This is a genomic window from Stenotrophomonas maltophilia (assembly GCF_023518235.1).
Classification (GTDB): Bacteria; Pseudomonadota; Gammaproteobacteria; order Xanthomonadales; family Xanthomonadaceae; genus Stenotrophomonas.
This window is the reverse complement of sequence record NZ_CP090423.1, coordinates 1,692,269-1,716,624: the sequence shown is the minus strand read 5'-3', so window position 1 is coordinate 1,716,624 and position 24,356 is coordinate 1,692,269. Positions and strand designations below refer to the sequence as shown.

Annotated in this window: 28 protein-coding genes; 22 read left to right on the top strand and 6 right to left on the bottom strand. The window is 67.2% G+C overall.

Features of this window, described 5'->3' with window-relative positions; all coding sequences use genetic code 11:
* Positions 1-211 precede the first annotated feature (211 nt).
* The 3 genes from LZ605_RS07970 to parE all read right to left on the bottom strand — a co-directional run bounded on the left by LZ605_RS07970 (position 212) and on the right by parE (position 4,404).
* Positions 212-1,702: a S10 family peptidase gene (locus LZ605_RS07970; RefSeq protein ID WP_249844384.1), complete on the bottom strand. Its 1,491-nt coding sequence runs from the start codon at positions 1,700-1,702 to the stop codon at positions 212-214.
* 110 nt (positions 1,703-1,812) lie between these two features.
* Positions 1,813-2,391, bottom strand: coding sequence for a GNAT family N-acetyltransferase (locus tag LZ605_RS07965; protein WP_249844883.1), 579 nt, complete (start codon positions 2,389-2,391; stop codon positions 1,813-1,815).
* A 123-nt stretch (positions 2,392-2,514) separates the two neighbouring features.
* A complete protein-coding gene (parE, locus tag LZ605_RS07960; RefSeq protein WP_249844383.1) occupies positions 2,515-4,404 on the bottom strand; it encodes a DNA topoisomerase IV subunit B in 1,890 nt (629 codons plus the stop codon).
* 172 nt (positions 4,405-4,576) lie between these two features.
* Between parE and LZ605_RS07955 the strand changes: the two genes are divergently transcribed.
* The 9 genes from LZ605_RS07955 (at position 4,577) to truD (ending at position 11,572) form a co-directional block, all read left to right on the top strand.
* Positions 4,577-4,810 (top strand): hypothetical protein, encoded by a 234-nt coding sequence (locus tag LZ605_RS07955; protein ID WP_107233100.1) that lies wholly within the window; start codon positions 4,577-4,579, stop codon positions 4,808-4,810.
* A 400-nt stretch (positions 4,811-5,210) separates the two neighbouring features.
* The gene (locus tag LZ605_RS07950) at positions 5,211-6,875 is read left to right on the top strand and encodes a CTP synthase (protein WP_057495881.1); all 1,665 of its coding nucleotides are present in this window, start codon (positions 5,211-5,213) and stop codon (positions 6,873-6,875) included.
* 18 nt (positions 6,876-6,893) lie between these two features.
* Positions 6,894-7,241 carry a hypothetical protein gene (locus LZ605_RS07945; RefSeq protein WP_249844382.1) on the top strand — a complete coding sequence of 116 codons (348 nt, stop codon included), beginning with the start codon at positions 6,894-6,896 and terminating at the stop codon, positions 7,239-7,241.
* On the top strand, positions 7,241-7,570 hold the full coding sequence (locus LZ605_RS07940) for a hypothetical protein (RefSeq protein WP_249844381.1): 330 nt from the start codon (positions 7,241-7,243) through the stop codon (positions 7,568-7,570). The genes LZ605_RS07945 and LZ605_RS07940 overlap by 1 nt, the downstream gene beginning before the upstream one ends.
* Positions 7,571-7,666: 96 nt before the next feature.
* Complete coding sequence (eno, locus tag LZ605_RS07935) at positions 7,667-8,959, top strand: phosphopyruvate hydratase (protein WP_053442798.1); 1,293 nt, start codon at positions 7,667-7,669, stop codon at positions 8,957-8,959.
* 4 nt (positions 8,960-8,963) lie between these two features.
* Positions 8,964-9,317 (top strand): cell division protein FtsB, encoded by a 354-nt coding sequence (gene ftsB / locus LZ605_RS07930; protein ID WP_249844380.1) that lies wholly within the window; start codon positions 8,964-8,966, stop codon positions 9,315-9,317.
* Entirely contained in the window at positions 9,314-10,012 is a 699-nt protein-coding gene (gene ispD / locus LZ605_RS07925; RefSeq protein WP_249844379.1) for a 2-C-methyl-D-erythritol 4-phosphate cytidylyltransferase, read from the top strand. The genes ftsB and ispD overlap by 4 nt, the downstream gene beginning before the upstream one ends.
* A gap of 34 nt (positions 10,013-10,046) precedes the next feature.
* Entirely contained in the window at positions 10,047-10,544 is a 498-nt protein-coding gene (gene ispF / locus LZ605_RS07920; RefSeq protein ID WP_005409005.1) for a 2-C-methyl-D-erythritol 2,4-cyclodiphosphate synthase, read from the top strand.
* Positions 10,541-11,572, top strand: a complete 1,032-nt coding sequence (gene truD, locus LZ605_RS07915; protein WP_249844378.1) for a tRNA pseudouridine(13) synthase TruD — start codon at positions 10,541-10,543, stop codon at positions 11,570-11,572. Before ispF ends, truD begins: the two co-directional genes overlap by 4 nt.
* A gap of 70 nt (positions 11,573-11,642) precedes the next feature.
* Here the strand turns inward: truD and LZ605_RS07910 are convergent, their stop codons facing one another.
* Positions 11,643-12,182 (bottom strand): Smr/MutS family protein, encoded by a 540-nt coding sequence (locus LZ605_RS07910; protein ID WP_249844377.1) that lies wholly within the window; start codon positions 12,180-12,182, stop codon positions 11,643-11,645.
* A gap of 208 nt (positions 12,183-12,390) precedes the next feature.
* Between LZ605_RS07910 and surE the strand changes: the two genes are divergently transcribed.
* The 5 genes from surE to LZ605_RS07885 all read left to right on the top strand — a co-directional run bounded on the left by surE (position 12,391) and on the right by LZ605_RS07885 (position 15,925).
* Entirely contained in the window at positions 12,391-13,170 is a 780-nt protein-coding gene (gene surE, locus LZ605_RS07905) for a 5'/3'-nucleotidase SurE (RefSeq protein WP_249844376.1), read from the top strand.
* Positions 13,167-13,844, top strand: coding sequence for a protein-L-isoaspartate(D-aspartate) O-methyltransferase (locus LZ605_RS07900; RefSeq protein WP_249844375.1), 678 nt, complete (start codon positions 13,167-13,169; stop codon positions 13,842-13,844). The genes surE and LZ605_RS07900 overlap by 4 nt, the downstream gene beginning before the upstream one ends.
* A gap of 18 nt (positions 13,845-13,862) precedes the next feature.
* Positions 13,863-14,477, top strand: coding sequence for a YqaA family protein (locus LZ605_RS07895; RefSeq protein ID WP_006431543.1), 615 nt, complete (start codon positions 13,863-13,865; stop codon positions 14,475-14,477).
* Positions 14,474-15,256 (top strand): peptidoglycan DD-metalloendopeptidase family protein, encoded by a 783-nt coding sequence (locus LZ605_RS07890; RefSeq protein ID WP_107233110.1) that lies wholly within the window; start codon positions 14,474-14,476, stop codon positions 15,254-15,256. The genes LZ605_RS07895 and LZ605_RS07890 overlap by 4 nt, the downstream gene beginning before the upstream one ends.
* Before the next feature lie 180 nt (positions 15,257-15,436).
* Positions 15,437-15,925 (top strand): hypothetical protein, encoded by a 489-nt coding sequence (locus LZ605_RS07885; RefSeq protein ID WP_249844374.1) that lies wholly within the window; start codon positions 15,437-15,439, stop codon positions 15,923-15,925.
* 27 nt (positions 15,926-15,952) lie between these two features.
* On the opposite strand, the gene LZ605_RS07880 is transcribed toward LZ605_RS07885, so the two are convergent.
* Both LZ605_RS07880 and yhbY read right to left on the bottom strand, forming a co-directional pair.
* Positions 15,953-16,327: an Mth938-like domain-containing protein gene (locus LZ605_RS07880; protein WP_249844373.1), complete on the bottom strand. Its 375-nt coding sequence runs from the start codon at positions 16,325-16,327 to the stop codon at positions 15,953-15,955.
* A gap of 13 nt (positions 16,328-16,340) precedes the next feature.
* A complete protein-coding gene (gene yhbY / locus LZ605_RS07875) occupies positions 16,341-16,646 on the bottom strand; it encodes a ribosome assembly RNA-binding protein YhbY (protein ID WP_107233113.1) in 306 nt (101 codons plus the stop codon).
* A gap of 65 nt (positions 16,647-16,711) precedes the next feature.
* Between yhbY and rlmE the strand changes: the two genes are divergently transcribed.
* The 8 genes from rlmE (at position 16,712) to LZ605_RS07835 (ending at position 24,350) form a co-directional block, all read left to right on the top strand.
* On the top strand, positions 16,712-17,344 hold the full coding sequence (gene rlmE / locus LZ605_RS07870; protein ID WP_005409014.1) for a 23S rRNA (uridine(2552)-2'-O)-methyltransferase RlmE: 633 nt from the start codon (positions 16,712-16,714) through the stop codon (positions 17,342-17,344).
* 69 nt (positions 17,345-17,413) lie between these two features.
* Positions 17,414-19,348, top strand: a complete 1,935-nt coding sequence (ftsH, locus tag LZ605_RS07865) for an ATP-dependent zinc metalloprotease FtsH (RefSeq protein ID WP_162292081.1) — start codon at positions 17,414-17,416, stop codon at positions 19,346-19,348.
* A 102-nt stretch (positions 19,349-19,450) separates the two neighbouring features.
* Positions 19,451-19,636, top strand: coding sequence for a hypothetical protein (locus LZ605_RS07860; RefSeq protein WP_014036752.1), 186 nt, complete (start codon positions 19,451-19,453; stop codon positions 19,634-19,636).
* 568 nt (positions 19,637-20,204) lie between these two features.
* Positions 20,205-21,101, top strand: coding sequence for a dihydropteroate synthase (gene folP, locus LZ605_RS07855; protein ID WP_249844372.1), 897 nt, complete (start codon positions 20,205-20,207; stop codon positions 21,099-21,101).
* Positions 21,101-22,054, top strand: a complete 954-nt coding sequence (gene miaA / locus LZ605_RS07850; RefSeq protein ID WP_249844371.1) for a tRNA (adenosine(37)-N6)-dimethylallyltransferase MiaA — start codon at positions 21,101-21,103, stop codon at positions 22,052-22,054. Before folP ends, miaA begins: the two co-directional genes overlap by 1 nt.
* 97 nt (positions 22,055-22,151) lie before the next feature.
* The gene (hfq, locus tag LZ605_RS07845; RefSeq protein WP_057498314.1) at positions 22,152-22,427 is read left to right on the top strand and encodes an RNA chaperone Hfq; all 276 of its coding nucleotides are present in this window, start codon (positions 22,152-22,154) and stop codon (positions 22,425-22,427) included.
* A gap of 14 nt (positions 22,428-22,441) precedes the next feature.
* The gene (gene hflX / locus LZ605_RS07840) at positions 22,442-23,752 is read left to right on the top strand and encodes a ribosome rescue GTPase HflX (RefSeq protein WP_049445660.1); all 1,311 of its coding nucleotides are present in this window, start codon (positions 22,442-22,444) and stop codon (positions 23,750-23,752) included.
* A 103-nt stretch (positions 23,753-23,855) separates the two neighbouring features.
* Complete coding sequence (locus tag LZ605_RS07835; protein WP_107232824.1) at positions 23,856-24,350, top strand: CinA family protein; 495 nt, start codon at positions 23,856-23,858, stop codon at positions 24,348-24,350.
* The last annotated feature ends 6 nt before the right edge of the window (positions 24,351-24,356 follow it).

Sequence of the window (24,356 nt, the reverse complement as noted above, 5' to 3'; positions counted from 1 at the left end):
CTGTCGAAGGCGGGGTGGGTCCGGTTGCGGGGGTGTCCGCGGCATGGATGCCGCGGCCAAGCCCCCATGGACGGGTTTACGGCGTCCCCCGCAACCGGACCCGCCTCGCCAACCCTCGGAAATCCGGCTTTTGACGTTGGACGTTGCCGTTGCCGTTGCTGGTGCCGTTGCCGCCAGCGGGTGCCGGGCCGCAGGCCCGGCCCGAACCCCCTCAGTTGCGCTGGAACAGCGCCTGCACATCCCTGCGGAACGCCGCCTGGCTGTCCGCCCGGCTGTAGAACATGTGGCCGCCCGGATAGCTGCGCACCTGCACCCGGTCCGGGTTGCTGCCCATCGCCGGCATCTGGTCCACGGTCAGGATCGAACCCATGAACGGGCAGGACAGGTCATTCCAGCCGTGCACGATCAGCACCTGCAGGTGCGGGTCGATCGCCACCGCCTGGCGCAACTGGGTCACCGCGCCCTGACGCAGTTCGCCGTTGCGGTCCCACAGCCGGTTCACCTCGTAATTCAGCGCCTGGTAGCGCGCATCCACCTTCCAGCCGACCACGCGCGTCACGAAGTCGACCATCGCGGTGGTGGTCGGCGCGATGATGCTGTCCAGCAACGGATCGTTGGCGCGCTGTTCCGGATCGTTCGGGAACGGATCGAACGCGGTCACGTTGGAATCGTAACGGCTGCCGAGCGTGCCCTTGTCGCGGAACACTTCGCGCAGGTAGGCCTGGGTCTCCAGGCGGCCGCCGGCACGGCGCACGAACTGCGGGTCGAGCCCGGTCAGTTCGGTTACCCGGCGCAGCATCGCCTCGGTGGCCTGCGGGTCGCTGCGGCCCTTCATCAATGCGGTGGCGTAGTCGCCACGGGTGTATTCGACCACCTCGCGCATCGCCGCATCGGTCAGCTTGCCCTGGCGCTCCAGGTGCGCTGCGGCGATCGATGGCAGCGTCTGCATCCACGCCATCGGCGAGACGTCGGCGTTGTCTTCCAGCGTCGGGCTCAGGTACGGCGACACCAGCACCAGGCCGTTCATCGCCACACCCAGCCGGGTCTGCAGGAAGTGGGTGATGCGCGGGCCGCGATAGCCACCATAGCTCTCGCCGGTCAGGTACTTGCGCGAGGCCATGCGCTGGTTGCGCAGCAGCCAGTCGTAGATCGAGCGCGACAGGTATTCGATGTCGGCGCCGGGGTTGTACAGCTGCTTCTTGGCTTCATCGTCGCCGATGCGAGCGCGGCTGAAGCCGGTGCCGACCGGGTCGATGAACACCAGGTCGGTGAAGTCCAGCCAGGTGCCCGGGTTGTCGTGCAGGGTGGCCGGCGCCGAGGCACTGTCGCCCTCCGATCCGAAGGTCACCACCTTCGGCCCGATCGCGCCCATGTTGAGGTAGACCGACGACGCGCCGGGGCCACCGTTGAGTGCGAACGTTACTGGCCGGTCCTTGCCCGGCATCGTGTAGGCGGTGAACACCACATCGGCAATCACCTTGCCCGACGCATCGCGCACCGGCAGGGTGCCGACGGTGGCGGTGTAGTCGAGCGTGCGCCCGTTCAGGCGCATGCTCTGGCGGGCCGAGGCGTCGGCCGGCAACGCGGGCGCTTCGCTGGCGTCGCCTTTCGAATCAGGCTGAGCGGCGGGCGCGGCCAGCACGCTGGCAGGGGCGATGAGCAGGCCGACGCAGAGCGCGGCAGTATGCAGCAGGGACTTCATGGCACCGGATCGGCAGCGGAAGGGGATTCCGATGCTAGGCCGCCCGGGCCCCGCAACGAATGTGTCCAAAGGCATGCCCGCGCGCGCTGGCCGGTTGTGGCCAGATTGGGTCAAGCGGGCAGGGCGTTGGCCGCGTCGTCGTGCGCCAGCAGGCCGTACACGGCCGAGTCCGAGAGCTCGCCCTGGATGCGCCAGCGCTGGCGCAGGATGCCTTCGCAGTGGAAGCCCAGGCGTTCGAGCACATGTGCGGAAGGCGCATTGCGCGGATCGATCTCGGCTTCGATGCGGTGCAGGTGCAGGGTGCGGAACAGGTAGGCCAGCACCTGCTGCAGGGCTTCGTGCATGTAGCCCTGGCCCTGGCGGTCGGGCGCCAGCAGGTAGCCGATCTCGGCGCGTGCGGCGTCGCGATCGACGGCGAACACCACGCAGATGCCCAGCAGCGGGCCGTCCAGGGTTTCCCGTACAGCCAGCTTGAGCTGGGTGCCGATGGCATGGGCGGCCAGGTCGTCGTCGATCTGTTCGCGGGCTTCGGCCGGTCGGGTCCAGGCCGGATGGTTCCACCAGCGCATCACGTCCGGATCGGACTGCAGCGCGAACAGCGCGGAAGCGTCGTCACGGCGGATCGGGCTGAGGACCAGCCGCGCACTGTGCAGGGGCAGGCCGGGGAACAACTGCGAGTGGCTGGCCAATAGGGTGGTCCACACGGATGGACGCGCATTATGGCGCCGCCGGGTTTGCCGATGGCGGCGGATGGGACCCGGCGCCCAAACCGGTAGTGCCGGCCAGCGGCCGGCACTGCCGTGGATCCAGGGTCAGACTTCCAGCGAGGCCAGGTCGCCCTTGGCTTCCAACCAGCCCTTGCGGTCCGAAGCGCGCTTCTTGGCCAGCAGCATGTCCATCAGCGAGCGGGTCTGCTCGCCATCGTCCACGGTCAGCTGCACCAGGCGGCGCGTATCCGGGTGAATGGTCGACTCGCGCAGCTGCGGCGGGTTCATCTCGCCCAGGCCCTTGAAGCGGGTCACGTTGATCGCGCCCTTGATCTTCTCGCGTTCGATCTTGTCCAGCATCGAGCGCTTTTCTTCCTCATCCAGGGCGTAGAACACCTGCTTGCCCACGTCGATGCGGAACAGCGGCGGCATCGCCACGAACACGTGGCCGGCATCGACCAGCGCCGGGAAGTGCTTCAGGAACAGCGCGGTCAGCAGGGTGGCGATATGCAGGCCGTCGGAGTCGGCGTCGGCCAGGATGATGACCTTGCCGTAACGCAGGCCGCTGATGTCATCCTTGCCCGGGTCGCAGCCGATGGCGATGGCCAGGTTGTGCACTTCTTCCGAGGCCAGCACGCTGTTGGACGACACTTCCCAGGTGTTCAGGATCTTGCCGCGCAACGGCATGATGGCCTGGAAGTCCTTGTCGCGGGCCTGCTTGGCGCTGCCGCCTGCCGAGTCACCTTCCACCAGGAACAGCTCGGTGCGCGACAGGTCCTGGCTGATGCAGTCGGCCAGCTTGCCGGGCAGGGCCGGGCCCTGGGTGACCTTCTTGCGGACGACCAGCTTCTCGGTCTTCAGGCGCGCGCTGGCGCGCTCGATGGCGATCTGCGCGATCTTCTCGCCCAGCTCCACGTTCTGGTTCAGCAGCAGGCTGAAGGCATCATGCGCGGCGCCTTCGACGAAACCGGCGGCTTGGCGCGAGGACAGGCGTTCCTTGGTCTGGCCGCTGAACTGCGGGTCGGTCATCTTCAGCGACAGCACGAACGACACGCGGTCCCACACGTCTTCCGGGGCCAGCTTGACGCCGCGCGGCAGCAGGTTGCGGAAGTCGCAGAACTCGCGCAGCGCTTCGGTCAGGCCGGTGCGCAGGCCGTTGACGTGGGTGCCGTGCTGGGCGGTGGGAATCAGGTTGACGTAGCTTTCCTGCACCAGTTCACCTTCCGGCAGCCAGGCCACGGCCCAGTCCACCACCTCGGTGTCCTTCTTCAGATTGCCCACGAACAGGTCGGCCGGCAGCGATTCGCGCTCGCCCAGCTCCAGCTTCAGGTAATCGCGCAGGCCGTCTTCGTAGTACCAGGTATCGACTTCACCGGTGGCCTCGTCGGTCAGCTTGACGGTCAGGCCCGGGCACAGCACGGCCTTGGCGCGCAGCAGGTGCTTGAGCGCACGCACCGCAAATTTGGGCGTGTCGAAATACTTCGGGTCGGGCCAGAAGCGCACGCGGGTACCGGTATTCTTCTTGCCGACGCTGCCGACCACTTCCAGCGGGGTGGCGCGATCGCCGTTGCGGAAGGTGATGCGGTGTTCGGCACCTTCGCGCTTGATGTGAACTTCCACCAGAGTGGACAGCGCATTGACCACGCTGACGCCGACGCCGTGCAGGCCGCCGGAGAAGGTGTAGTTGTTGTTGCTGAACTTGCCGCCCGCATGCAGGCGGGTGAGGATCAGCTCGACGCCCGGAATCTTCTCCTCCGGATGGATGTCCACCGGCATGCCGCGGCCGTCATCGCTGACCTCCACGCTGCCGTCCTTGTACAGGGTGATCTCGATCGAACGGGCGTGGCCGGCGAGGGCCTCGTCCACCGAGTTGTCGATCACTTCCTGCGCCAGGTGGTTCGGGCGCGCGGTGTCGGTATACATGCCGGGACGGCGCTTGACCGGGTCAAGGCCGGACAGGACTTCAATATCGGCGGCGTTATAGCGGGCGTTCATCTATCTTCTAAAGCGCGGAGCGACGCGCAAGTGTGCGGTCTGTGCGGCGAATTTGCACGCCTGCGGTTCAGCCTCGGCGGCGGGGAGGGGGTAAAATGGCAGCTGCTGGAATCTGAACGCCGGCGACCCCCATCGGGTCGAAACGTCCAAGCCATACCGCGAGGAGGACCTCATGAAGAAGTTGCTGACCATTGCGATCCTGGCCGCTGCCGCCGTTGCAGTGCCGCTGGTTCTGGCGCAGAACGCCGGCCAGCCGGCGCCGCAGCAGGGTGCCCAGGCCGACAAGGCGCAGGCCGAGGCGGACGCCAAGGCCAAGCGCCGTGCCCAGGCCAATGCCGAAATGAAGGCGCAGGGCCAGCCGGCCCCGCAGCAGGAAGAGGAAGAAGAGGCAAGGAAGAAGAAGTAACGCTTCCGCCCTCTGAAGCCCTTGCCACAAGGGATTCGCCCCCCGACGCCCCGCCCAGCGGGGCGTTTCTTTTGGCCGATGACCGCAACTGCCCCTTGGGTTGGCGGCCATCAATCTGTAAACTACGGCTTTCCGGGAGTAAGTGCGTGTCCACCCTTTGCGAATGGGCTGGCACGGCCAAGCGTGGCCGCCAGCAATGCGGGTCGCAGGTGACGGTCGATGTGACCGGCACGGCCACCCCGACCTCGTACGGTGGTCCCCGTCCGGCGCCTGCCGCCGCACGGCCCCGCATCTCCCTCGCTGCCCCAGCGAACCGGAAAACCCCCTTCAAGCCCCATGCCCGCCCACCGGGTGCGCGTGGTGCTGCCGTTTTCCATTTCCAGACAGGATGCTTGCAGCCATGACTCCCTTGATTTTCGTAACCGGCGGCGTGGTGTCCTCGCTCGGCAAAGGCATTGCCGCCGCGTCACTGGCCGCTATTCTCGAAGCCCGTGGCCTGAAGGTCACGATGATGAAGCTCGACCCGTACATCAACGTCGACCCGGGCACCATGAGCCCGTTCCAGCACGGTGAGGTCTACGTCACCGACGACGGCGCCGAGACCGACCTCGACCTGGGCCACTACGAGCGCTTCGTGCGCACCCGCCTGAGCCGCAAGAACTCGGTCACCACCGGTCGCATCTACGAGAACGTGATCCGCAAGGAGCGCCGCGGCGACTACCTGGGCGCGACCGTGCAGGTCATTCCGCACATCACCGACGAAATCCGCCGCTGCATCGACGAAGCCACCGAGGGATACGACGTGGCGCTGGTCGAGATCGGCGGAACGGTGGGTGACATCGAGTCGCTGCCGTTCCTGGAGGCGATCCGCCAGGTACGCACCGAGCGCGGCCCGGAAAAGGCGCTGTTCATGCACCTTACCCTGGTGCCGTACATCGGCGCGGCCGGTGAGCTGAAGACCAAGCCGACCCAGCATTCGGTGAAGGAACTGCGCTCGATCGGCATCCAGCCCGACGTGCTGCTGTGCCGCTCGGAGCAGGCCGTGCCGGATTCGGAGCGCCGCAAGATCGCCCAGTTCACCAACGTCTCCGAGCGCGCCGTCATCAGCGTGCCGGACGTGGACGTGCTGTACCGCATCCCGTCGGGCCTGCACGCGCAGGGCCTGGACGAGATCGTGGTCAACCAGCTGAAGCTGGCCGACAAGGCCGGCCCGGTCGACCTGTCGATGTGGGAGGACGCGGTGGACGCGACCCTGCATCCGCTGGACGAAGTGACCATTGCCGTGGTCGGCAAGTACGTCGACCACCAGGATGCCTACAAGTCGGTGGGCGAGGCGCTCAAGCACGGCGGCCTGCGCCAGCGCACCAAGGTCAACCTGAAGTGGCTGGAAGCACAGGACCTGGAAGGCACCGACATGGCCGCGCTGGCCGATGTCGACGGCATCCTGGTGCCGGGCGGCTTCGGTGACCGTGGTTTCGAAGGCAAGGTGCTGACCTCGAAGTTCGCCCGCGAGCAGCAGGTGCCGTACTTCGGCATCTGCTACGGCATGCAGGCGGCGGTGGTCGATTACGCACGCAACGTGGTCGGCCTGGAAGGCGCCAACAGCACGGAGAACGACCGCCAGTCGCCGAACCCGGTGATCGGTCTGATCACCGAATGGCGCACCGCCAGCGGCGATGTCGAGAAGCGCGACGACAAGAGCGACCTCGGCGGCACCATGCGCCTGGGCCTGCAGGAACAGCGTCTGAAGCCGGGCACGCTGGCCCGCGAGCTGTACGGCAAGGACGTGGTTGCCGAGCGTCATCGCCACCGCTACGAGTTCAACAACCGCTACCGTACCCAGCTGGAAGACGCTGGCCTGGTGATCGCCGGCAAGTCGATGGACGACACCCTGGTGGAAGTGGTGGAACTGCCGCGTGATGCGCACCCGTGGTTCCTGGCCTGCCAGGCGCATCCGGAATTCCTGTCCACGCCGCGTGACGGCCACCCGCTGTTCATCGGTTTCATCCGTGCCGCGCGTGAGCGCAAGGCGGGCGGCAAGCTGCTTTCCGAAGTGCGCGCATGATGTCGGTAAGGGCTTTGCGTGAGTCGTGACCCCTGGCAGGCGCTGGAAAACCAGCGTCGACGCCGGCACTGGAGCCAGTGGCCCTGGGGTGTGATTGCGCTGGGCCTGGCGGTGCTGTTCACCGTGGGCATGTTCGGTCTGGTGCTGATCGGCGCCGCGTCCGTGCGGCCCCCGGGTGATGGGGGCAGCGCTTTCAACCTGCGGGCCTGCTTCATTGCGCTGCTGGCCGGGGAGTTGGTGACGGCGGTGGGGTGTATCGCTGCCGCCGGACTGGCCTGGCGCCTGAACCGTGGCAAGGTGGCTGCCGGTCTGGCGATCATCCTGCTTTCGCTGTGGCTCGGCGCCCTGTTCTACGGGGTGCTCTGATGAATGCGACTCTGGCAACGCGTGATCGGCCCTGGGGCCTGATCGCGCTGGCGCTGGCTGCTGTTTCCTGGGCCGGGCTGACGGCAGCCGTGCTGGCCTTCGCCGCCAGTTTCGGCTCGCCCGGTGATGGCAACCATGGCATGCAGGCCATGCAGTATTGGATTCTGGCTGCCCTGGCCATGCTGGTGCTGTCCTTCGTTGGCAGCCTGGTGGCGATGGTGATGGCCTGGCGTCGCCACCGCGGCGGCGTGTTGGCCGCCATCGCCGGTGGCCTGCTGGTGCTGATGCTGTCGTTGATCCTGATGGTGATCGGGGCCAGTCTGGCCTGACGGCGCGCGCGCCATTTGGCAAGTGGCGGGCAGCCGGGGATAATCACGCGGCATTCGTTTTGTCGCCCCCTCTCCATACAGGTAACCGGCCCGACCATGAGTACGATCCGCAGCATCCACGCCCGTGAAATCCTCGACAGCCGTGGCAACCCCACGCTGGAAGCCGAAGTCATCCTGGAGGACGGTTCGTTCGGTCGCGCCGCGGTTCCCTCCGGCGCCTCGACCGGCACCAAGGAAGCGGTCGAGCTGCGTGACGGCGACAAGACCCGTTACCTGGGCAAGGGCGTGCGCAAGGCCGTCGACAACGTCAACACCACCATCGCCGCCGCGCTGAAGGGCTTCGAGGCCACCGACCAGGCCGGCCTCGACCGTCGCCTGATCGACCTGGACGGCACCGAGAACAAGGGCCGCCTGGGCGCCAACGCGCTGCTGGGTGTTTCGATGGCCGCTGCGCACGCCGCCGCTGCTTCGAACAAACAGGCGCTGTGGCAGTACTTGGCCGCCAAGACCGGCGTGACCCCGTCGCTGCCGGTGCCGATGATGAACATCATCAACGGTGGCGCGCACGCCGACAACAACGTCGACTTCCAGGAGTTCATGGTGCTGCCGGTCGGCTTCACCTCGTTCTCCGAAGCGCTGCGTGCCGGCACCGAGATCTTCCATTCGCTGAAGTCGGTGCTGAAGGGCCACGGCCTGAGCACCGCCGTGGGCGACGAAGGCGGCTTCGCACCGGACTTCCGCAGCAACGTTGAAGCGCTGGACACCATCCTCGAAGCGATCGGCAAGGCTGGCTACACCGCCGGTGAAGACGTGCTGCTGGGCCTGGACGTGGCCTCCAGCGAGTTCTTCGAGAACGGCAAGTACAACCTGGTCGGCGAGAACAAGCGCCTGACCTCCGAGCAGTTCGTCGACTTCCTGGCCGACTGGGCCGCGCAGTACCCGATCATCACGATCGAAGACGGCCTGGCCGAGAACGACTGGGCCGGCTGGAAGCTGCTGACCGACCGCATCGGCAAGAAGGTGCAGCTGGTGGGCGACGATCTGTTCGTCACCAACCCGAAGATCTTCCAGGAAGGCATCGACTCGGGCACCGCCAACGCGATCCTGATCAAGGTCAACCAGATCGGTACCCTCAGCGAAACCCTCGAAGCGATCGCCATGGCCGACCGTGCCGGCTATGCCGCCGTGGTCTCGCACCGTTCGGGCGAAACCGAAGACACCACCATCGCCGACATCGCGGTGGCCACCACCGCCACCCAGATCAAGACCGGCTCGCTGTGCCGCAGCGATCGCGTGGCCAAGTACAACCAGCTGCTGCGCATCGAGGAAGCCCTCGGCGCCGGCGCGCGTTACGCCGGTCGTGACGCGTTCGTTTCGCTGAAGCGCTGAGCCGATGCGCGACTGGCGCTGGATGCTGCTGGTGCTGGCCCTGCTGCTGGGCTGGCTGCAGTATCGTTTCTGGTTCGGCCCGGGCAATTCGGGCGAAGTGATGATGCTCGAAGCCCAGGTTGCCAACCAGGAGCGCGACAATGAGGGCCTGCAGCAGCGCAACGATGCGCTGGCTGCGGAAGTGAAGGACCTCAAGGAAGGCCAGTCCGCCATCGAGGAGCGCGCACGCAGTGAGCTGGGCATGATCAGGCCCGGCGAGAAGTTCTACCGCGTGGTTGAGGATGCGCCGGTCCCTCCGGCGCAGCCCGCTGCGGGCGTCAGTGCCCAGGCCGGCGAACATCCGGCGGACGTGCCATGAGCGCGGCGATCTGGGTGGTGGTTCCGGCTGCTGGTCGCGGCGCGCGGTTTGGTGCGCCGTTGCCCAAACAGTACCTGCAGGCGGGTGGACAGATCCTGCTTGCCCACACCCTGGACGCGCTGCTCGCGCATCCGGCCGTGGCCGGGGCGATGGTGGTGATCGGCCAGGACGACGCCGACTGGCCGGGCTGGAATGAATGGGCCGGCAAGCCTGTGTTGACCTGCACCGGCGGCGCGACCCGTGCCGCCTCGGTGCTGGCCGGGTTGCAGGCGCTGCCGGACTCGGTGCGCGCCGATGAGTTCGTGCTGGTCCACGATGCGGCACGGCCGAACCTGTCGCCGGCCGATCTGGGTCGTCTGCTCGAAGTAGGGCGTGCCGATCCGGTCGGCGCGATCCTGGCTGTACCGGTGCGCGACACGCTCAAGCGGGCGGGCGATGACGGTGGCATCGATGCCACCGAGCCGCGTGAACGCCTGTGGCGTGCACTGACGCCGCAGCTGTTCCGCCGCCACCAGCTCAGTCGCGCGCTGGCCGAGGCGGCTGCCGCCGGCGTCGAAGTGACCGACGAGGCGATGGCGATGGAGCGCCAGGGCCAGCGCCCGCTGCTGGTGGAAGGCAGCGAGGACAACTTCAAGGTCACCACCCCGGCCGATCTGGACCGGTTTGAATTCGTACTTTCCCGCCGCGCCAGCTGATTGCCCGCGCGGCCCTGCTGCAAGGGTTGCATCCATGAGCACCGCACCGTTCCCGCCCGTCCGCATCGGCCAGGGTTATGACGTCCATGCCTTCGGTGAAGGCGACCACATCATGCTTGGCGGGGTGAACGTTCCGCACAGCTGCGGCGTGCTCGCACACAGCGACGGCGACGTGATCCTGCATGCGCTGTGTGATGCGATGCTTGGCGCGCTGGCGCTGGGCGACATCGGCCAGCATTTCCCGCCGAGCGACGACCGCTGGAAGGGCGCCGACAGCAGCGACTTCGTGCGTCACTGCGACAGCCTGCTGCGCGAGCGCGGCTGGCGTGTCGGCAATACCGACATCACCGTGATCTGCGAGCGTCCCAAGGTCGGTCCGCATGCTCTGGCCATGCGCGAGCGCATCGGCGGTCTGCTGCAGCTGCCGCTGGATGCGGTCAGCGTCAAGGCCACCACCTCGGAGAAGCTGGGTTTCACCGGCCGTGGGGAAGGCATCGCCGCGCAGGCAGTGGTGCTGCTGGTGGCGGCATGATCCCGGTACCGCTCGCGTTCGGTACGCCGTTGCTGACGGCACGCATCCGCACTACGCCCGACGATTTCCAGGTGGACGAACTGCCGGCCTTCGAGGCCAGCGGCGAAGGCGAACACCTGCTGTTGCACATCCGCAAGCGCGGTGCCAACACCGTGCACGTGGCCAAGCTGTTGGCCAAGTGGGCCGGCCTGCCGGAGATGGCGGTCAGCTACGCCGGCATGAAAGACCGCCACGCAGTCACCACCCAGCGTTTCAGCGTGCACCTGCCCAAGCGCGTCGCGCCGGATCTGGCCGAACTCGCCAGTGACGAGATCGAGGTGATCGAGTCCAGCTGGCACAACCGCAAGCTGCAGCGCGGCGCATTGGCCGGCAACCGTTTCAAGCTGGTGCTGCGCGAGGTGCGGGGCGATGCCGCTGCGATCAGTGAGCGCCTGCAGCAGATTGCCGAGCGTGGCCTGCCGAACTGGTTCGGTGAGCAGCGCTTCGGCCGCGACGGCGGCAACGTACCGGCGGCACTGGCGATGTTCGGTGGCCGCCGCATGCGCAAGGATCAGCGTTCGCTGCTGTTGTCGGCGGCGCGCTCGGCGCTGTTCAACCGCGTGCTGGCCGCGCGCGTGGAGCAGGGCAACTGGGATCAGCCGCTGGACGGGGAGGTGTGGATGCTTGACGGCAGTCGCAGCGTGTTCGGCCCCGAGCCGTATACCGATGTACTGGCCGAGCGCCTGGCACGGTTCGACATCCATCCCAGCGCGCCGCTGTGGGGCGAGGGCGAGCTGCGCAGCACCGATGCTGCGCGCGAACTGGAGCTGGCCGCACTGGATGACGAAGAGTCCAAGGCACTGCGTGCCGGGCTGGAAGATGCGCGCCTGAAGCAGGAGCGCCGCGCGTTGCGCCTGCGTCCGGCGCTGCTGCAGCACCAGTGGCTGGCCGACGACGTGCTGGAGCTGTCATTCGCACTGCCGCCGGGTTGCTACGCCACCGCCGTACTGCACGAGCTCGGCCCGGTCGAAGACGCCTCACAGGCCTGACAGAAAAAGGGGACGGGGGGAATTAAGCCGTTTGTGGCACAAGCGACTTGATTCCCTCCGTCCCCTTTTCTCAACGCCGTGCCAGCAGCACCAGCACCGCGCCGGTGCCGCCTTGCCCGGTCGGCGCTGAATGGAACGCCAGCACGTCGTTGCGCAGCCGCAGCAGGCGGTCGACCAGGTTCTTCAGCACCGGCGCGCCACCATCGGACTGCAAACCCTTGCCGTGGATGATGCGCACGCAGCCGTACTCATGTGCATGCGCTTCCTGCAGGAACTGGCGCAACAGAACCTCCGCCTGCGCGGCGGTGGCGCCATGCAGGTCCAGTTCGTCCTGCACCGAGTACTGGCCACGTTTGAGGCGCTGGAACAGGCGGGGCGGCAGAGTGTCGCGGCGATAGCTGGCCACGTCGCCCGCCTCCAGCGGCGAACTGTCGCGCAGCAGCCGCGCGAACTCGCCGGCCGCTTCGGCCTCATCACGTTCGGCCATGCGCGCGCGCGGCTTCGGCCGGGGCGCCGCCGGTGCCGGCTCGGCATCCTTGCGCAGCGGCGTCACTGCGCCGATGGCCGCACGGAACAGGGCGGCCGGGTCTTCGTCTTCAGGGGGCGACATGCGCACAGGGTAAACCGCCGGCGCGGGTCTGCCTATGACGGTTCGATGTCGGTCGTGACCGCCGGCAGGGTAGGACCGGCGGCTCGCATGCGGCACAATAGACGATGCCCTTGCAGGGTCGACGGCTTCCGCAGGAAGCACGACGGTCCCGCCCACACTGCACGGTGATGGAATCGAATTCTTGGAAAATCAAGCGGTTAAATCGAAGATGCGAATCCTGGTCAGTAATGACGATGGTGTCGACGCCGCAGGCATCCGGATGCTTGCCTCGGTGCTGCGCGAGACCGGCCATGAAGTGACGGTGGTCGCACCCGACCGTGATCGCTCCGGCGCCAGCAATTCACTGACCCTGGACCTGCCGATCCGCCTCAAGCGCATCGACCACTACACCGTCTCGGTGGCCGGCACGCCGACCGACTGCGTGCACCTGGCGCTGACCGGCCTGCTTGAATTCGAGCCTGATATTGTCGTGTCCGGCATCAACAACGCCGCCAACCTCGGCGATGACGTGATCTATTCCGGCACCGTTTCGGCGGCGATGGAAGGCCGCTTCCTCGGCCTGCCGGCGGTGGCGGTCTCGCTGGTCAGCCGCAATCACGACCCGAAGCATTTCGAGACCGCCGCGCGTGCCGCGGTGGAGATCGTCGCCCGGCTCAAGGCCGACCCGTTGCCCGCTGACACCATCCTCAACGTCAACGTGCCGGACCTGCCTTGGAATGAGGTCAAGGGCTTCGAAGTCACCCGCCTGGGCAACCGCCATCGCGCCGAAGGCTGCATCGCGCAGAAGGATCCGCGTGGCAACGAGGTGTACTGGATCGGCCCGGCCGGGCGCGAGCAGGACTCCGGCCCCGGTACCGATTTCCACGCCGTGCGCACCGGGCACATCTCGATCACACCAATCCAGGTCGACCTGACCCGCTACCAGGCACTGGAGAAGGTGGCCAGCTGGGTCGGCGGCCTCAGCGCCGCGCTGGACCCGCAGGCATGAGCCCACGCCTGCGCCTGCAGCCGGAAGCTGTCGGTATCGGCATGACCTCGCAGCGCGTGCGTGACCGCCTGGTCGATCGTCTGCGCGAGGCCGGCATCGTCGACGAAGCCACCTTGAATGCGATCCGGGTGGTGCCGCGGCATCTGTTCATCGATGAAGCGCTGGCCTCGCGGGCCTATGAAGACACCGCGCTGCCGATCGGTCACGGCCAGACCATTTCGCAGCCCTGGGTGGTGGCGCGGATGACCGAGGCCGTGCTGCAGGTGGCGCCGAAGCGCGTGCTGGAAGTCGGCACCGGCTCCGGCTACCAGGCGGCCATCCTCGGCGCGCTGGGGCTGGAGGTCTATACGGTCGAGCGCATCGGCGACCTGCTGCGACAGGCGCGCAAGCGCTTCCGCGCGCTGGGCATGAACATCCGCACCAAGCATGACGATGGCCGCGTTGGCTGGGCCGAGCACGGTCCGTTCGATGCCATCGTGGTCACCGCGGCGGCACCGGCGCTGGTCGATGCACTGGTGGAACAGCTGGCCGGAGGCGGGCGCCTGGTGGCCCCGGTCGGCGGGCCGGGCGGGCAGTCGCTGGTGCAGCTGGACCGCAGCGCTGACGGCAGCATCGAACAACGTGTGCTGGCGCCGGTCACTTTCGTGCCGCTGCTGTCTGGCATGCTGGACTAATCCACGGAGCGGGGTTGCATGAAGATTTTCGGGCCGCTGTACGAGCGGGCGATGAAGTGGGCGGCGCACGAGCGCGCACCGACCTACCTGACGGTATTGAGCTTCTTCGAGGCGATCATCTTTCCGGTGATGCCGGAGGTGATGCTGGCACCGATGTGCGTGGCCCAGCCGAAGCGTGGCTGGTGGTTCGCCACCCTCAGCCTGGCCGGGTCGATGGTCGGCGCGGTAGTCGGCTATGCGCTGGGCCACTTCGCCTTCGAGGCGATCAAGCCGCTGTTCGAGGCGCTGGGCATGCTGCCGGCGATCGAGCAGGGCATCACCACCGTGCAGGCGAAGATGGCCGAGTCGCCGTGGGCGGTGTTCACCTTCCTGGTGCTGGGCGGTTTCATGCCCATCCCGATGAAGGTCTTCACGTGGGCATCGGGTATCGTCGGCGTACCCATGCCGCAGTACCTGTTGAGCATGCTGATCGGTCGTGGCAAGCGCGTGTACGTGCTGGCCGCGGTCATCCGTATCGGCGGTGCGCGTGCCGAAGCGGCGCTGCGCCGCTGGATTGAACCGCTGGGCTGGATCGCCACCGCGTTGGTGGTGGTGCTGATTGCCTGGCTTGTATGGAGGTCGAAGTTCGCATGAGTCCTGATCGTCTGAGCAAGGGAGTGCGCATCGGCGCGCTGGCTGTGCTGGTTTCCACCCTGGCTGCCTGCGGCACCGCCACCGTGGTCCGACCGGGTGGCGGCAGCAGCAGTGGTGGCGTGACCACGCCGAAGACCTCGGTGCCCAAGCCGGGGCAGACCGTGGTCGTGCGTAAAGGCGACACCATCTATGCACTGGCCCGCATCCACGACATCACGCCGGCCGACCTGATTGCCTGGAACAGCCTGGACAATCCCTCGACCATCCATCCCGGACAGGTGATCCGCCTGTATCCGCCGGGTGCCAGCGGTGGCCGCGCGCCCACGACCGTGGTGACTGCGCCGCGTCCGGGCGGCAGTGCCGGCAGCACTGCGCCGGTCACCGCACCGGCGGGGCCGGTGAAGAGCAACATCGCCTGGCGCTGGCCAGCCGATGGTGCGATCGTTGGCCGCTATGTCGCCGGTGATGCGACCAAGCAGGGCGTGGACATTGCCGGCACCAGCGGCCAGGCGGTGAAGGCCACCGCCAACGGCGTGGTGGTGTATTCCGGCGCCGGACTGGTCGGTTACGGCGAGCTGATCATCATCAAGCACAGCGACCAGTGGCTGTCGGCCTATGGCCACAACCGCAAGCGCCTGGTGAACGAAGGCCAGAGCGTGAAGGCCGGTGAGCAGATTGCCGAGATGGGCCGTACCGGTGCAAACCGCGACATGGTCCACTTCGAGATCCGTTACAACGGCAAGCCGGTTGACCCGCAGCAGTATCTGCCGGCGCGCTGACGCGGGCAGATACGGGTAGCGCCGGGCCATGCCCGGCGTTCCTGACCTGTAGAGTCGAGCCACGCTCGACTCAGGTATCGCAGAGATGCGGACATCTGCGATCTGGCGTGTCGCAGAATGATCTTCACGGCGAATGGAATGCACGGCATTCTTGGGCGGACCCTGCCGACCCGGTGTCCCATGTCCCGCCTTGCCTCCGCTCTCGTGCTGCTCATCGTCGCCCCGCTGGCAACCGCAGCCAGCAATCCCCATGACGTCGCCACCCGCTTCTACGCGGCCCTGCAGAACAGCGGGCCGGATCAAGCGCTGATCGCGCCGCTGCTGGGCGATGCCCTGCGCGCTGCCATCGATGCGCAGCGCGGCTATGAACAGGCCTGCACCGCACTGGCTGCGCCCGACGAAAAGCCGCACATGCTGGACCAGAGCCCCTATCTCATGGCACCGGATCGGCCGGAAACGGTAAAGGTGGGGCTGCCCGCGACGAGCGGCGATGCCGCCTGGATGCCTGTCGAGATGGCGATAGGCGACTATCGCTGGACCGACCGGGTCCTGCTGCAGAGGCAGGGCCAGGACTGGAAGGTCATGGATATCCGCTGGGGCCAGGGCGGCAGCCTGATCGGGCGGCTGAAGGACTTCTCGGCTTTTCGTTGTACCACCACGCACGGGTAGCGCCGGGCCACGCCCGGCGGCGCAACCTCAGCCTTCCAGAATGAAGGCGGCCGCGACCTTGCGGCCTTCGCCGGCGAGAATGTTGAACGTGCGTGCGGCGGCGGGGTTGTTCATCACTTCCAGGCCGATGCCGCGGGACAGGCAGGCCGCCATCACTGCAGCCGGCGGAAACACCTGGCGATCACCGGTGCCGAGCACGATCAACGCCGGGTTCAGCGCCAGGATCGGTTCCAGGTCGACCAGTTGCAGCTCGGCCGAACGCACCACCGGCCAGTGCTCGACCAGCTGGTCAGGGGTCAGGAAGAAACTGCTGGCCAGCACCTGTTCGTTGACCCGCGCCGAACGGCCGTCGGCGGCGCGCAGGCTGTAGGCGTAATCAGGCGGCTCGTGGTTCAGCTGCATGGCGGTAGGGCGATCAGCCGCGCGGCAGCACGATCTGGCGCTGTTCCTTGCTCGGGCGGTACAGCACGGCGACGTGGCCGATGCGCTGCACCAGCGCGCTCTCGGTGGCGTCGACGATCTCGCCGATCATCACATCACGCGCTTCGCGGTCCTCGGCAGCGACCTTCACCTTCACCAGTTCGTGGCGCTCCAGCACTTCGTTCAGCTCAGCGAGGAAGGCCGGGGTCACGCCCTTGCCGCCGGTCTGCAGCAGGGCCTTCAGGTCGTGGGCTTGGCCGCGCAGGAAACGGGTCTGGGAGGCGGTCAGGGCGATGGACATGCAGGAAAAGACGGTTGAATGGGGCGATCAGGGTATCATGAGGACCCCATCCGCCCCTATTTTCAATGGCTACCCGCAGCAAAAGCAGCCAGCGCTGGCTCAAGGAACACTTCTCCGACCCCTTCGTGAAGAAGGCGCAGGCCGAAGGTATGCGCTCGCGCGCCGCCTACAAGCTCGAAGAGCTGCTCGAACGTGACCGGTTGCTGAAGCCGCACATGGTGGTGGTCGACCTCGGCGCGGCCCCTGGCGGATGGTCTCAGCAGGTGCGGAGACAGATTGGCGATACCGGCCGCGTGCTGGCCCTGGACATCCTGGACATGCCGCCGCTGGCCGGCGTGGAGTTCCTTCACGGTGACTTCAGGGAAGAAGCCGTCCTATCGCAGTTTGAAGCCATGCTCGGGGATCAGCCGGTAGACCTTGTGCTGTCGGACATGGCCCCCAATAAGAGTGGTGTGGGCGCGGTCGACCAGCCGCGGATGATGCACCTGGCGGAGCTGGCCCTGGATTTTGCCGACAACCACCTCAAGACCGGTGGGGCATTCCTGATCAAGCTGTTCCAGGGCGAAGGCTTTGACGACTACGTGCGCGACATGCGCCGCCGGTACGACAAGGTTTCCATCCGCAAGCCGGAAGCGTCGCGCAAGCGCTCTCCCGAGGTGTATGCCTTGGGTCAGGGAAAACGCGCCCACATGAAGTAAGCTCGCAACGTTCGCAAGTTCGACCCCAACGCAACGCCAGCACTAAGAGGAACACCGGAGCCAATGAGGATGAACGACTTGACCAAGAACCTCCTGCTATGGGTGGTCGTCGCCGTCGTGCTGATGGTGGTCTTCCAGAGCTTCTCGCCCAAGACCTCCGGGGCTGGGGCGCAGGGCGCGTCGTATTCGCAGTTCCTGGACCAGGTGGACAGCGGCAACGTGCAGAAGGTCGCCTTCGGCGGCGACATGCGCGGCGGCACCAGCCAGCTGACCTACACCACCCGCGGTGGGCAGTCGTCCACCATCACCGCGCCGTTCGATCGTGACCTGATCAACGTGCTGCGCACCAAGAACGTGGAAATCGTGCAGGAGGAGCCGTCCAGCGGCATTTCCCTCGGCGCGATCCTGATGAATTTCCTGCCGGTCATCCTGATCATCGGCTTCTGGCTGTTCATCATGCGCCAGATGCAGGGCGGTGGCGGCGGTGCCAAGGGTGCGATGTCCTTCGGCAAGTCGCGCGCCAAGCTGCAGGGCGAAGACCAGATCAAGGTGACCTTCGCCGACGTCGCCGGCTGCGACGAGGCCAAGGAAGAAGTGGGCGAACTGGTCGACTTCCTGCGTGACCCGTCCAAGTTCACCAAGCTGGGCGGCAAGATCCCGCGCGGCGTGCTGATGGTCGGCCCGCCGGGTACCGGCAAGACGCTGCTGGCCAAGGCCATCGCCGGCGAAGCCAAGGTGCCGTTCTTCTCGATCTCCGGTTCGGACTTCGTGGAAATGTTCGTCGGCGTCGGCGCCAGCCGCGTGCGCGACATGTTCGAGCAGGCCAAGAAGCACGCCCCGTGCATCATTTTCATCGACGAAATCGATGCCGTCGGTCGCCACCGTGGTGCCGGCCTGGGCGGCGGTCATGACGAGCGCGAGCAGACCCTGAACCAGCTGCTGGTCGAAATGGACGGTTTCGAGGGTGGCGAAGGCGTGATCGTGATCGCCGCGACCAACCGTCCGGACGTGCTGGACCCGGCGCTGCTGCGTCCGGGCCGCTTCGACCGCCAGGTCGTGGTCGGCCTGCCGGACGTGAAGGGCCGCGAGCACATCCTGAAGGTGCACATGCGCAAGCTGCCGCTGGCCGACGACGTCGAACCGATGGTGATCGCGCGCGGTACCCCGGGCTTCTCTGGTGCCGATCTGGCCAACCTCTGCAACGAGGCGGCCCTGTTCGCCGCGCGCGGCAACGAGAAGGAAGTCCGCATGGACCACTTCGACCGTGCCCGCGACAAGATCCTGATGGGTGCCGAGCGCCGCTCGATGGCCATGAGCGAGGACGAGAAGACGCTGACCGCGTACCACGAGGCCGGCCACGCCATCGTCGGCCGCCTGGTGCCCGAGCACGACCCGGTCTACAAGGTCACCATCATTCCGCGCGGCCGTGCGCTGGGTGTGACCATGTACCTGCCGGAGGGCGACAAGTATTCGATGAACCGCGTGGCGATCCAGTCGCAGCTGTGCTCGCTGTACGGCGGCCGTGTCGCTGAAGAACTGATCTTCGGTGAGGACAAGGTCACCACCGGTGCCTCCAACGACATCGAGCGCGCCACCAAGATGGCCCGCAACATGGTCACCAAGTGGGGCCTGTCCGAGCAGCTCGGCCCGATCGCCTATGGCGAAGAGGACGACGAGGTGTTCCTGGGCCGCTCGGTCACCCAGCACAAGAGCGTGTCCAACGACACCGCGCGCCGCATCGACGAGGAAGTACGCAACATCCTCGACAAGGCCTACGCCCGCACCACGCAGCTGCTGACCGACAACATCGACAAGCTGCACGCGATGTCGCAGCTGCTGCTGCAGTACGAGACCATCGACGCGCCGCAGATCGACGCCATCATGGAAGGCCGCGACCCGCCGCCGCCGGCCGGCTGGAACAAGTCGAACAAGGACGGTGGCAACGACAAGGGCGGCGACGCCCGTCCGCTGCCGCCGATCGCAGGCCCGGCCGAGTCGCACTGACGGCCGGCTGCAGGTGACACCAGACGAGGCCGGGGCAACCCGGCTTCGTCGTTTCCGGGCCCCCGGCCCCTCCCGATGTACCGATCTGACGCTGGAGTCTGCATGTCCGCCCCGAAGCCCGAACCCATTTCCCACACTGTCGAAATGATCATCGCCACGGTGGTCGGTGTGGGCGTAGGCCTGGGCGCCGACAACCTGCTGCTGGGCTGTGTGGTGGGCATCGCGGTCGGCATCGTGCTGAGCATCGCCAAGACCCTGTACGTGGACCGCAAGCGCCGCCGCCGTTGAGCGGGGCAGCAGGGCTGCGCCCTGCACCCGTGGTAGTGCCGGCCGCTGGCCGGCAACCTCAGCAGCAACAGCAACAGCAACAGCTACATTCCGTGGGATGGCGGGGCGGTGTCGGAGTGCGGGGACGCCGCAAGTACGTCCGTGTAGGCTTGGCAGCCGCATCCATGCGGCTGACACCCCGCACTCCGACACCACCCCACCTCTGACAGATTCCGGTCGCTGTTGGTAGGTGTCGACCTTGGTCGACACGGCAGATCCTCGCCATGCGTGGATGCATTTCGATTCCAATTCGAAATATTCGATTCCGATGGAGATTCATCCACGCATGGCGTGGATCTACGACAGATCGCGGAGATCTGTCGAAGGCGGGGTGGGTCCGGTTGCGGGGGCGTGAGCGCCATGGATGGCGCGACCGAGCCTACATGGACGTATTTACGGCGCCCCCCGCAACCGGACCCACCGCGCCATCCCACAGGAAACCCGCTGTTGCTGTTGCTCCGGCCTCTACGGGTGCAGGGCGCCGCCCTGCCGAACTAAACTACCCGCCGTTGTCCCAGCAGGATCACCCATGTTCGATACCTCGCCCCAGCTCGATTGCGCCGGCCGCATCCTGCGCCTGGACCGTGCCCGGGTCATGGGCATCGTCAACGTCACCCCGGACTCGTTCTCCGATGGCGGCGCGCACGACACCACCGAGGCCGCGGTCGCCCACGGCCTGAAGCTGGTCGAGGAGGGCGCCGACCTGCTCGACATCGGCGGCGAATCGACCCGTCCGGGCGCTGCGCCGGTATCAGTCGAGGAGGAGCTGCGTCGGGTGATCCCGGTGATCGAGCAGTTGGCCGCGCGCAGCGCCGTGCCGATCAGCATCGACACCTTCAAGCCGGAGGTGATGCGCGCAGCGGTGGCCGCCGGCGCCGGCATGATCAATGACATTTTCGGCCTGCGCCAGGAAGGCGCACTGGAAGCGGCTGCCGACGCCGGCGTGCCGGTGGTGCTGATGCACATGCAGGGCGAGCCGGGGCATATGCAGGCCGACCCCCACTACGACGATGTGGTTGCCGAGGTGCATGGCTTCCTGGTGCAGCGCCTGTTCGCTGCCGAGATGGCTGGCATCGCCAGGAAGAACCTGCTGATCGATCCCGGTTTCGGTTTCGGCAAGACCACCGCCCACAACCTGACCCTGCTGGCGCGCTCGGAGCGCTTCCTGGAGCTGGGCGTTCCGATGCTGGCCGGGCTGTCGCGCAAGCGCAGCCTCGGCGAACTGACCGGCCGCGACACGCCCTCCGAACGCGTGGCTGCCTCGGTGGCGGCGCATCTGATCGCGGTCCAAAGGGGTGCCCGTATCGTGCGCGTGCACGATGTGGCCGCCACCGTCGATGCGTTGAAGATCTGGCAGGCCGTCGATGCGGTGCCGACGCCGCGCGCCGACGCCACGCCGGCGATCCGCTGGCCGGACGAAGACTGATGGGCGCCGACCGGCGGCCACTGGCGATCGCCGTGATGGGGCCGACCGCCAGCGGCAAGACCGCCACCGCGATCGCGCTGGCCCGGCAGCTGGATGGCGAAATCGTCAGTGTCGATTCGGCGCTGGTCTACCGCCATCTGGATATCGGCTCAGCCAAGCCTGATGCGGCCGAGCGTGCACAGGCGCCGCACCATCTGCTGGACCTGCGTGATCCGTGGCAGACCTATTCGGCGGCCGAATTCGCGGCCGATGCCGGCCGCGTGGTGGCCGATATCGTGGCGCGCGGCAGGACGCCGATCCTGGCCGGCGGCACCGGCCTGTATTTCCGGGCCCTGCTGCAGGGCCTGTCGCCGATGCCGGAGGCCGATCCGGAGCTGCGTGCGGTGCTGGCCGCCGAGGCCGCCGAACGGGGCTGGGCGGCATTGCATGCCGAGCTGGCCGGGGTCGATCCGGCTGCCGCCGCGCGTATCCACGCCACCGACCCGCAGCGCATCCAGCGGGCGCTGGAGGTCTACCGCCTCACCGGCACGCCGATCAGTGAATGGCAGCGCCGCCCGGGCGTGGCGCCGTTGCCGGTGCGCACCCTGAAGCTGATCCTGGCGCCGCGTGAGCGTGCGGTGCTGCACCAGCGCATCGAGGCCCGCTTCGACGCCATGCTGGAGCAGGGCTTTCTCGACGAGGTCCGCGCGTTGCGCGCGATGCCGCAAATGGCCGCGGTGGAGGCGCCCTTGGACCTGCCTGCGGTGCGCGCGGTCGGCTATCGCCAGGCCTGGGAGCATCTGGACGGGGAGGGCGACCTGGCCCGCTTCCGGGACAAGGCGATCTTCGCCACCCGCCAGCTGGCCAAGCGCCAGCTGACCTGGCTCCGCGGCGAGCTTGATGGACGCTGGTTCGACCCCCACATCGACCAGGAGCGACTGGCCGAGGCGGTGTCGACCTTCGTCGCACGCTGAACCCCCGCCAGCCGTGTAACATCATCGGTCGGCGGGCGGCTCGGGGGCCGTGGCAAACCGTCGGCAACCCAATAAGAACAATAATCAGGAGTGTGCAATGTCCAAGGGGCAATCGCTGCAGGATCCTTTCTTGAACGCACTGCGGCGCGAGCGCGTGCCGGTTTCGGTGTACCTGGTCAACGGCATCAAGCTGCAGGGCACGATCGAGTCTTTCGACCAGTTCGTGGTCCTGCTTCGCAATACGGTGAGCCAGATGGTCTACAAGCACGCCATTTCCACGGTGGTGCCTGCACGCAACGTGAAGGTGGGCCCGGGTGGCGGCTATGTGCAGTCCAGTGAAGGTGGTCAGGCAGGTGATGAAGCAGACGAGTAAGACCGGAGCGGTGAATGTTTGACCGCTCGAAAAAGGGCGAACACGCCCTGTTGATCCAGCCGCATTTCGGCAAGCTGGAAGACGATGTGCTGGAAGAGTTCGGTGATCTGGCCCGCTCGGCCGGGGCCAGCATCGCCGCGACGATCACCGCGCGCCTGGACCGTCCCAACCCATCGACCCTGATCGGCAGCGGCAAGCTGGACGAGATCAAGGCGGCGGCCGATGCCAGCGGGGCCGACCTGATCCTGGTCAACCATGCGTTGAGCCCGGGCCAGGAGCGCAACCTGGAACGGTTCCTGGAACGCCGGGTGATCGACCGTACCGGCCTGATCCTGGACATCTTCGCCCAGCGTGCGCACAGCCACGAGGGCAAGCTGCAGGTCGAACTGGCCCAGCTGCGCCATCTGGCAACCCGGCTGGTGCGTGGCTGGACCCACCTGGAGCGCCAGCGCGGCGGCTCGATCGGCCTGCGTGGCCCCGGTGAAACCCAGCTGGAAACCGACCGCCGCCTGCTGCAGAAGCGCGTCGAGCAGCTGCAGAAGCGGCTTGAGAAGGTCGAGGTGCAGCGCACCCAGATGCGCCGTGCCCGCGTGCGCAGCGAACTGCCGCGTGTGGCCCTGGTGGGCTATACCAATGCCGGCAAGTCGACGCTGTTCAACGCCATGACCGGCGCTGAGGCCTACGCCGCCGATCAGTTGTTCGCCACGCTGGACCCGACCGTGCGCCGTATCGCGGTGCCGGGTGGCAACGTGGTGCTGGCCGATACCGTGGGCTTCGTCCGCGACCTGCCGCACGATCTGGTCGCCGCGTTCCGCTCGACCCTGTCCGAGGCGCGCGAGGCCGATTTCCTGCTGCACGTGGTCGATGCCGCCGACCCGCATCGCGAGGAACGCATCGCGCAGGTGGACGAGGTGCTGACTGCGGTTGGCGCCGGCGATCTGCCGCAGCTGCTGGTGTTCAACAAGATCGACCGTATCGACGGCGCCGATGTCCGCCACGACGGTCAGGACGGCGTGCCCGACGAATCGCGGCGTGAACGGGTGTGGATTTCCGCACGCGACGGGCAGGGCCTGGAGCTGTTGCAGGCGGTGCTGGGCAAGCGCCTGGGCCTGCAGCACGTCACCGGCGAGCTGCGCCTGCCGCCGGATGCCGGACGCCTGCGCGCGCGCCTGCACCAGCTGGAAGTGATCCGCAGCGAGCAGGCCGACGAGGAAGGCTGGCTGCTGCAGGTCGACCTGCCGATCGCCGAGGCCGAGAAGCTGGCCGCCAGCGCCGACGGTGCACCGATCCGCGCCCTGCTGCCGGAGAAACTGCCGGAGTGGTGAGGTAGCGCCGGGCCATGCCCGGCGACTGCCAATGCAGCGGCGCGCGACATCAACCGGTCATCTGCGGTACAACGTGCAGGTTCTTCACCCGACCGTCATGCCGATGTCCATCCCCACCGACGCCGATCTCAACGCCCAGTCCGCCGCACTTGGGCAGCGCCTGCAGCAGGCCTCGCTGCAGCTGGTGACCGCCGAAAGCTGTAGTGGCGGCTGGATCGCCAAATGCATGACCGATGTCGCCGGCTCCTCGGCGTTCTTCGACTGCGGCATGGTGGTCTACAGCTACGAGGCCAAGCAGCGCCTGCTTGGAGTGCGCGCGCAGACCCTGGAGCAGTTCGGTGCGGTCAGCCGTGAGACCGTGCTGGAGATGGTGTCCGGCGCCCTGGTCAACTCCGGTGCCGGCATCGCGGTGGCGGTCACAGGCATCGCCGGCCCCGGCGGTGGCAGCCCGGACAAGCCGGTCGGCAGTGTCTGGATCGGCTGGAAGCGCCGTGGCGGCTATGCCCGCGCCGAGTTGTTCCAGTTCGATGGCGACCGCGAAGCCATCCGCCGGCAAACCGTTGCGGCGGCGTTGCGCGGCATCGACGCCCAGCTGTGACATGCT

Bases quoted from the DNA above. Each gene is read 5' to 3' on its own strand.
- LZ605_RS07970 (WP_249844384.1), bottom strand. From the start codon at position 1,702: ATGAAGTCCCTGCTGCATACTGCCGCGCTCTGCGTCGGCCTGCTCATC.
- parE (WP_249844383.1), bottom strand. From the start codon at position 4,404: ATGAACGCCCGCTATAACGCCGCCGATATTGAAGTCCTGTCCGGCCTT.
- LZ605_RS07955 (WP_107233100.1), top strand. From the start codon at position 4,577: ATGAAGAAGTTGCTGACCATTGCGATCCTGGCCGCTGCCGCCGTTGCA.
- LZ605_RS07950 (WP_057495881.1), top strand. From the start codon at position 5,211: ATGACTCCCTTGATTTTCGTAACCGGCGGCGTGGTGTCCTCGCTCGGC.
- LZ605_RS07940 (WP_249844381.1), top strand. From the start codon at position 7,241: ATGAATGCGACTCTGGCAACGCGTGATCGGCCCTGGGGCCTGATCGCG.
- eno (WP_053442798.1), top strand. From the start codon at position 7,667: ATGAGTACGATCCGCAGCATCCACGCCCGTGAAATCCTCGACAGCCGT.
- ftsB (WP_249844380.1), top strand. From the start codon at position 8,964: ATGCGCGACTGGCGCTGGATGCTGCTGGTGCTGGCCCTGCTGCTGGGC.
- ispD (WP_249844379.1), top strand. From the start codon at position 9,314: ATGAGCGCGGCGATCTGGGTGGTGGTTCCGGCTGCTGGTCGCGGCGCG.
- ispF (WP_005409005.1), top strand. From the start codon at position 10,047: ATGAGCACCGCACCGTTCCCGCCCGTCCGCATCGGCCAGGGTTATGAC.
- truD (WP_249844378.1), top strand. From the start codon at position 10,541: ATGATCCCGGTACCGCTCGCGTTCGGTACGCCGTTGCTGACGGCACGC.
- LZ605_RS07910 (WP_249844377.1), bottom strand. From the start codon at position 12,182: ATGTCGCCCCCTGAAGACGAAGACCCGGCCGCCCTGTTCCGTGCGGCC.
- surE (WP_249844376.1), top strand. From the start codon at position 12,391: ATGCGAATCCTGGTCAGTAATGACGATGGTGTCGACGCCGCAGGCATC.
- LZ605_RS07900 (WP_249844375.1), top strand. From the start codon at position 13,167: ATGAGCCCACGCCTGCGCCTGCAGCCGGAAGCTGTCGGTATCGGCATG.
- LZ605_RS07895 (WP_006431543.1), top strand. From the start codon at position 13,863: ATGAAGATTTTCGGGCCGCTGTACGAGCGGGCGATGAAGTGGGCGGCG.
- LZ605_RS07890 (WP_107233110.1), top strand. From the start codon at position 14,474: ATGAGTCCTGATCGTCTGAGCAAGGGAGTGCGCATCGGCGCGCTGGCT.
- LZ605_RS07885 (WP_249844374.1), top strand. From the start codon at position 15,437: ATGTCCCGCCTTGCCTCCGCTCTCGTGCTGCTCATCGTCGCCCCGCTG.
- LZ605_RS07880 (WP_249844373.1), bottom strand. From the start codon at position 16,327: ATGCAGCTGAACCACGAGCCGCCTGATTACGCCTACAGCCTGCGCGCC.
- yhbY (WP_107233113.1), bottom strand. From the start codon at position 16,646: ATGTCCATCGCCCTGACCGCCTCCCAGACCCGTTTCCTGCGCGGCCAA.
- rlmE (WP_005409014.1), top strand. From the start codon at position 16,712: ATGGCTACCCGCAGCAAAAGCAGCCAGCGCTGGCTCAAGGAACACTTC.
- ftsH (WP_162292081.1), top strand. From the start codon at position 17,414: ATGAACGACTTGACCAAGAACCTCCTGCTATGGGTGGTCGTCGCCGTC.
- LZ605_RS07860 (WP_014036752.1), top strand. From the start codon at position 19,451: ATGTCCGCCCCGAAGCCCGAACCCATTTCCCACACTGTCGAAATGATC.
- folP (WP_249844372.1), top strand. From the start codon at position 20,205: ATGTTCGATACCTCGCCCCAGCTCGATTGCGCCGGCCGCATCCTGCGC.
- miaA (WP_249844371.1), top strand. From the start codon at position 21,101: ATGGGCGCCGACCGGCGGCCACTGGCGATCGCCGTGATGGGGCCGACC.
- hfq (WP_057498314.1), top strand. From the start codon at position 22,152: ATGTCCAAGGGGCAATCGCTGCAGGATCCTTTCTTGAACGCACTGCGG.
- hflX (WP_049445660.1), top strand. From the start codon at position 22,442: ATGTTTGACCGCTCGAAAAAGGGCGAACACGCCCTGTTGATCCAGCCG.
- LZ605_RS07835 (WP_107232824.1), top strand. From the start codon at position 23,856: ATGTCCATCCCCACCGACGCCGATCTCAACGCCCAGTCCGCCGCACTT.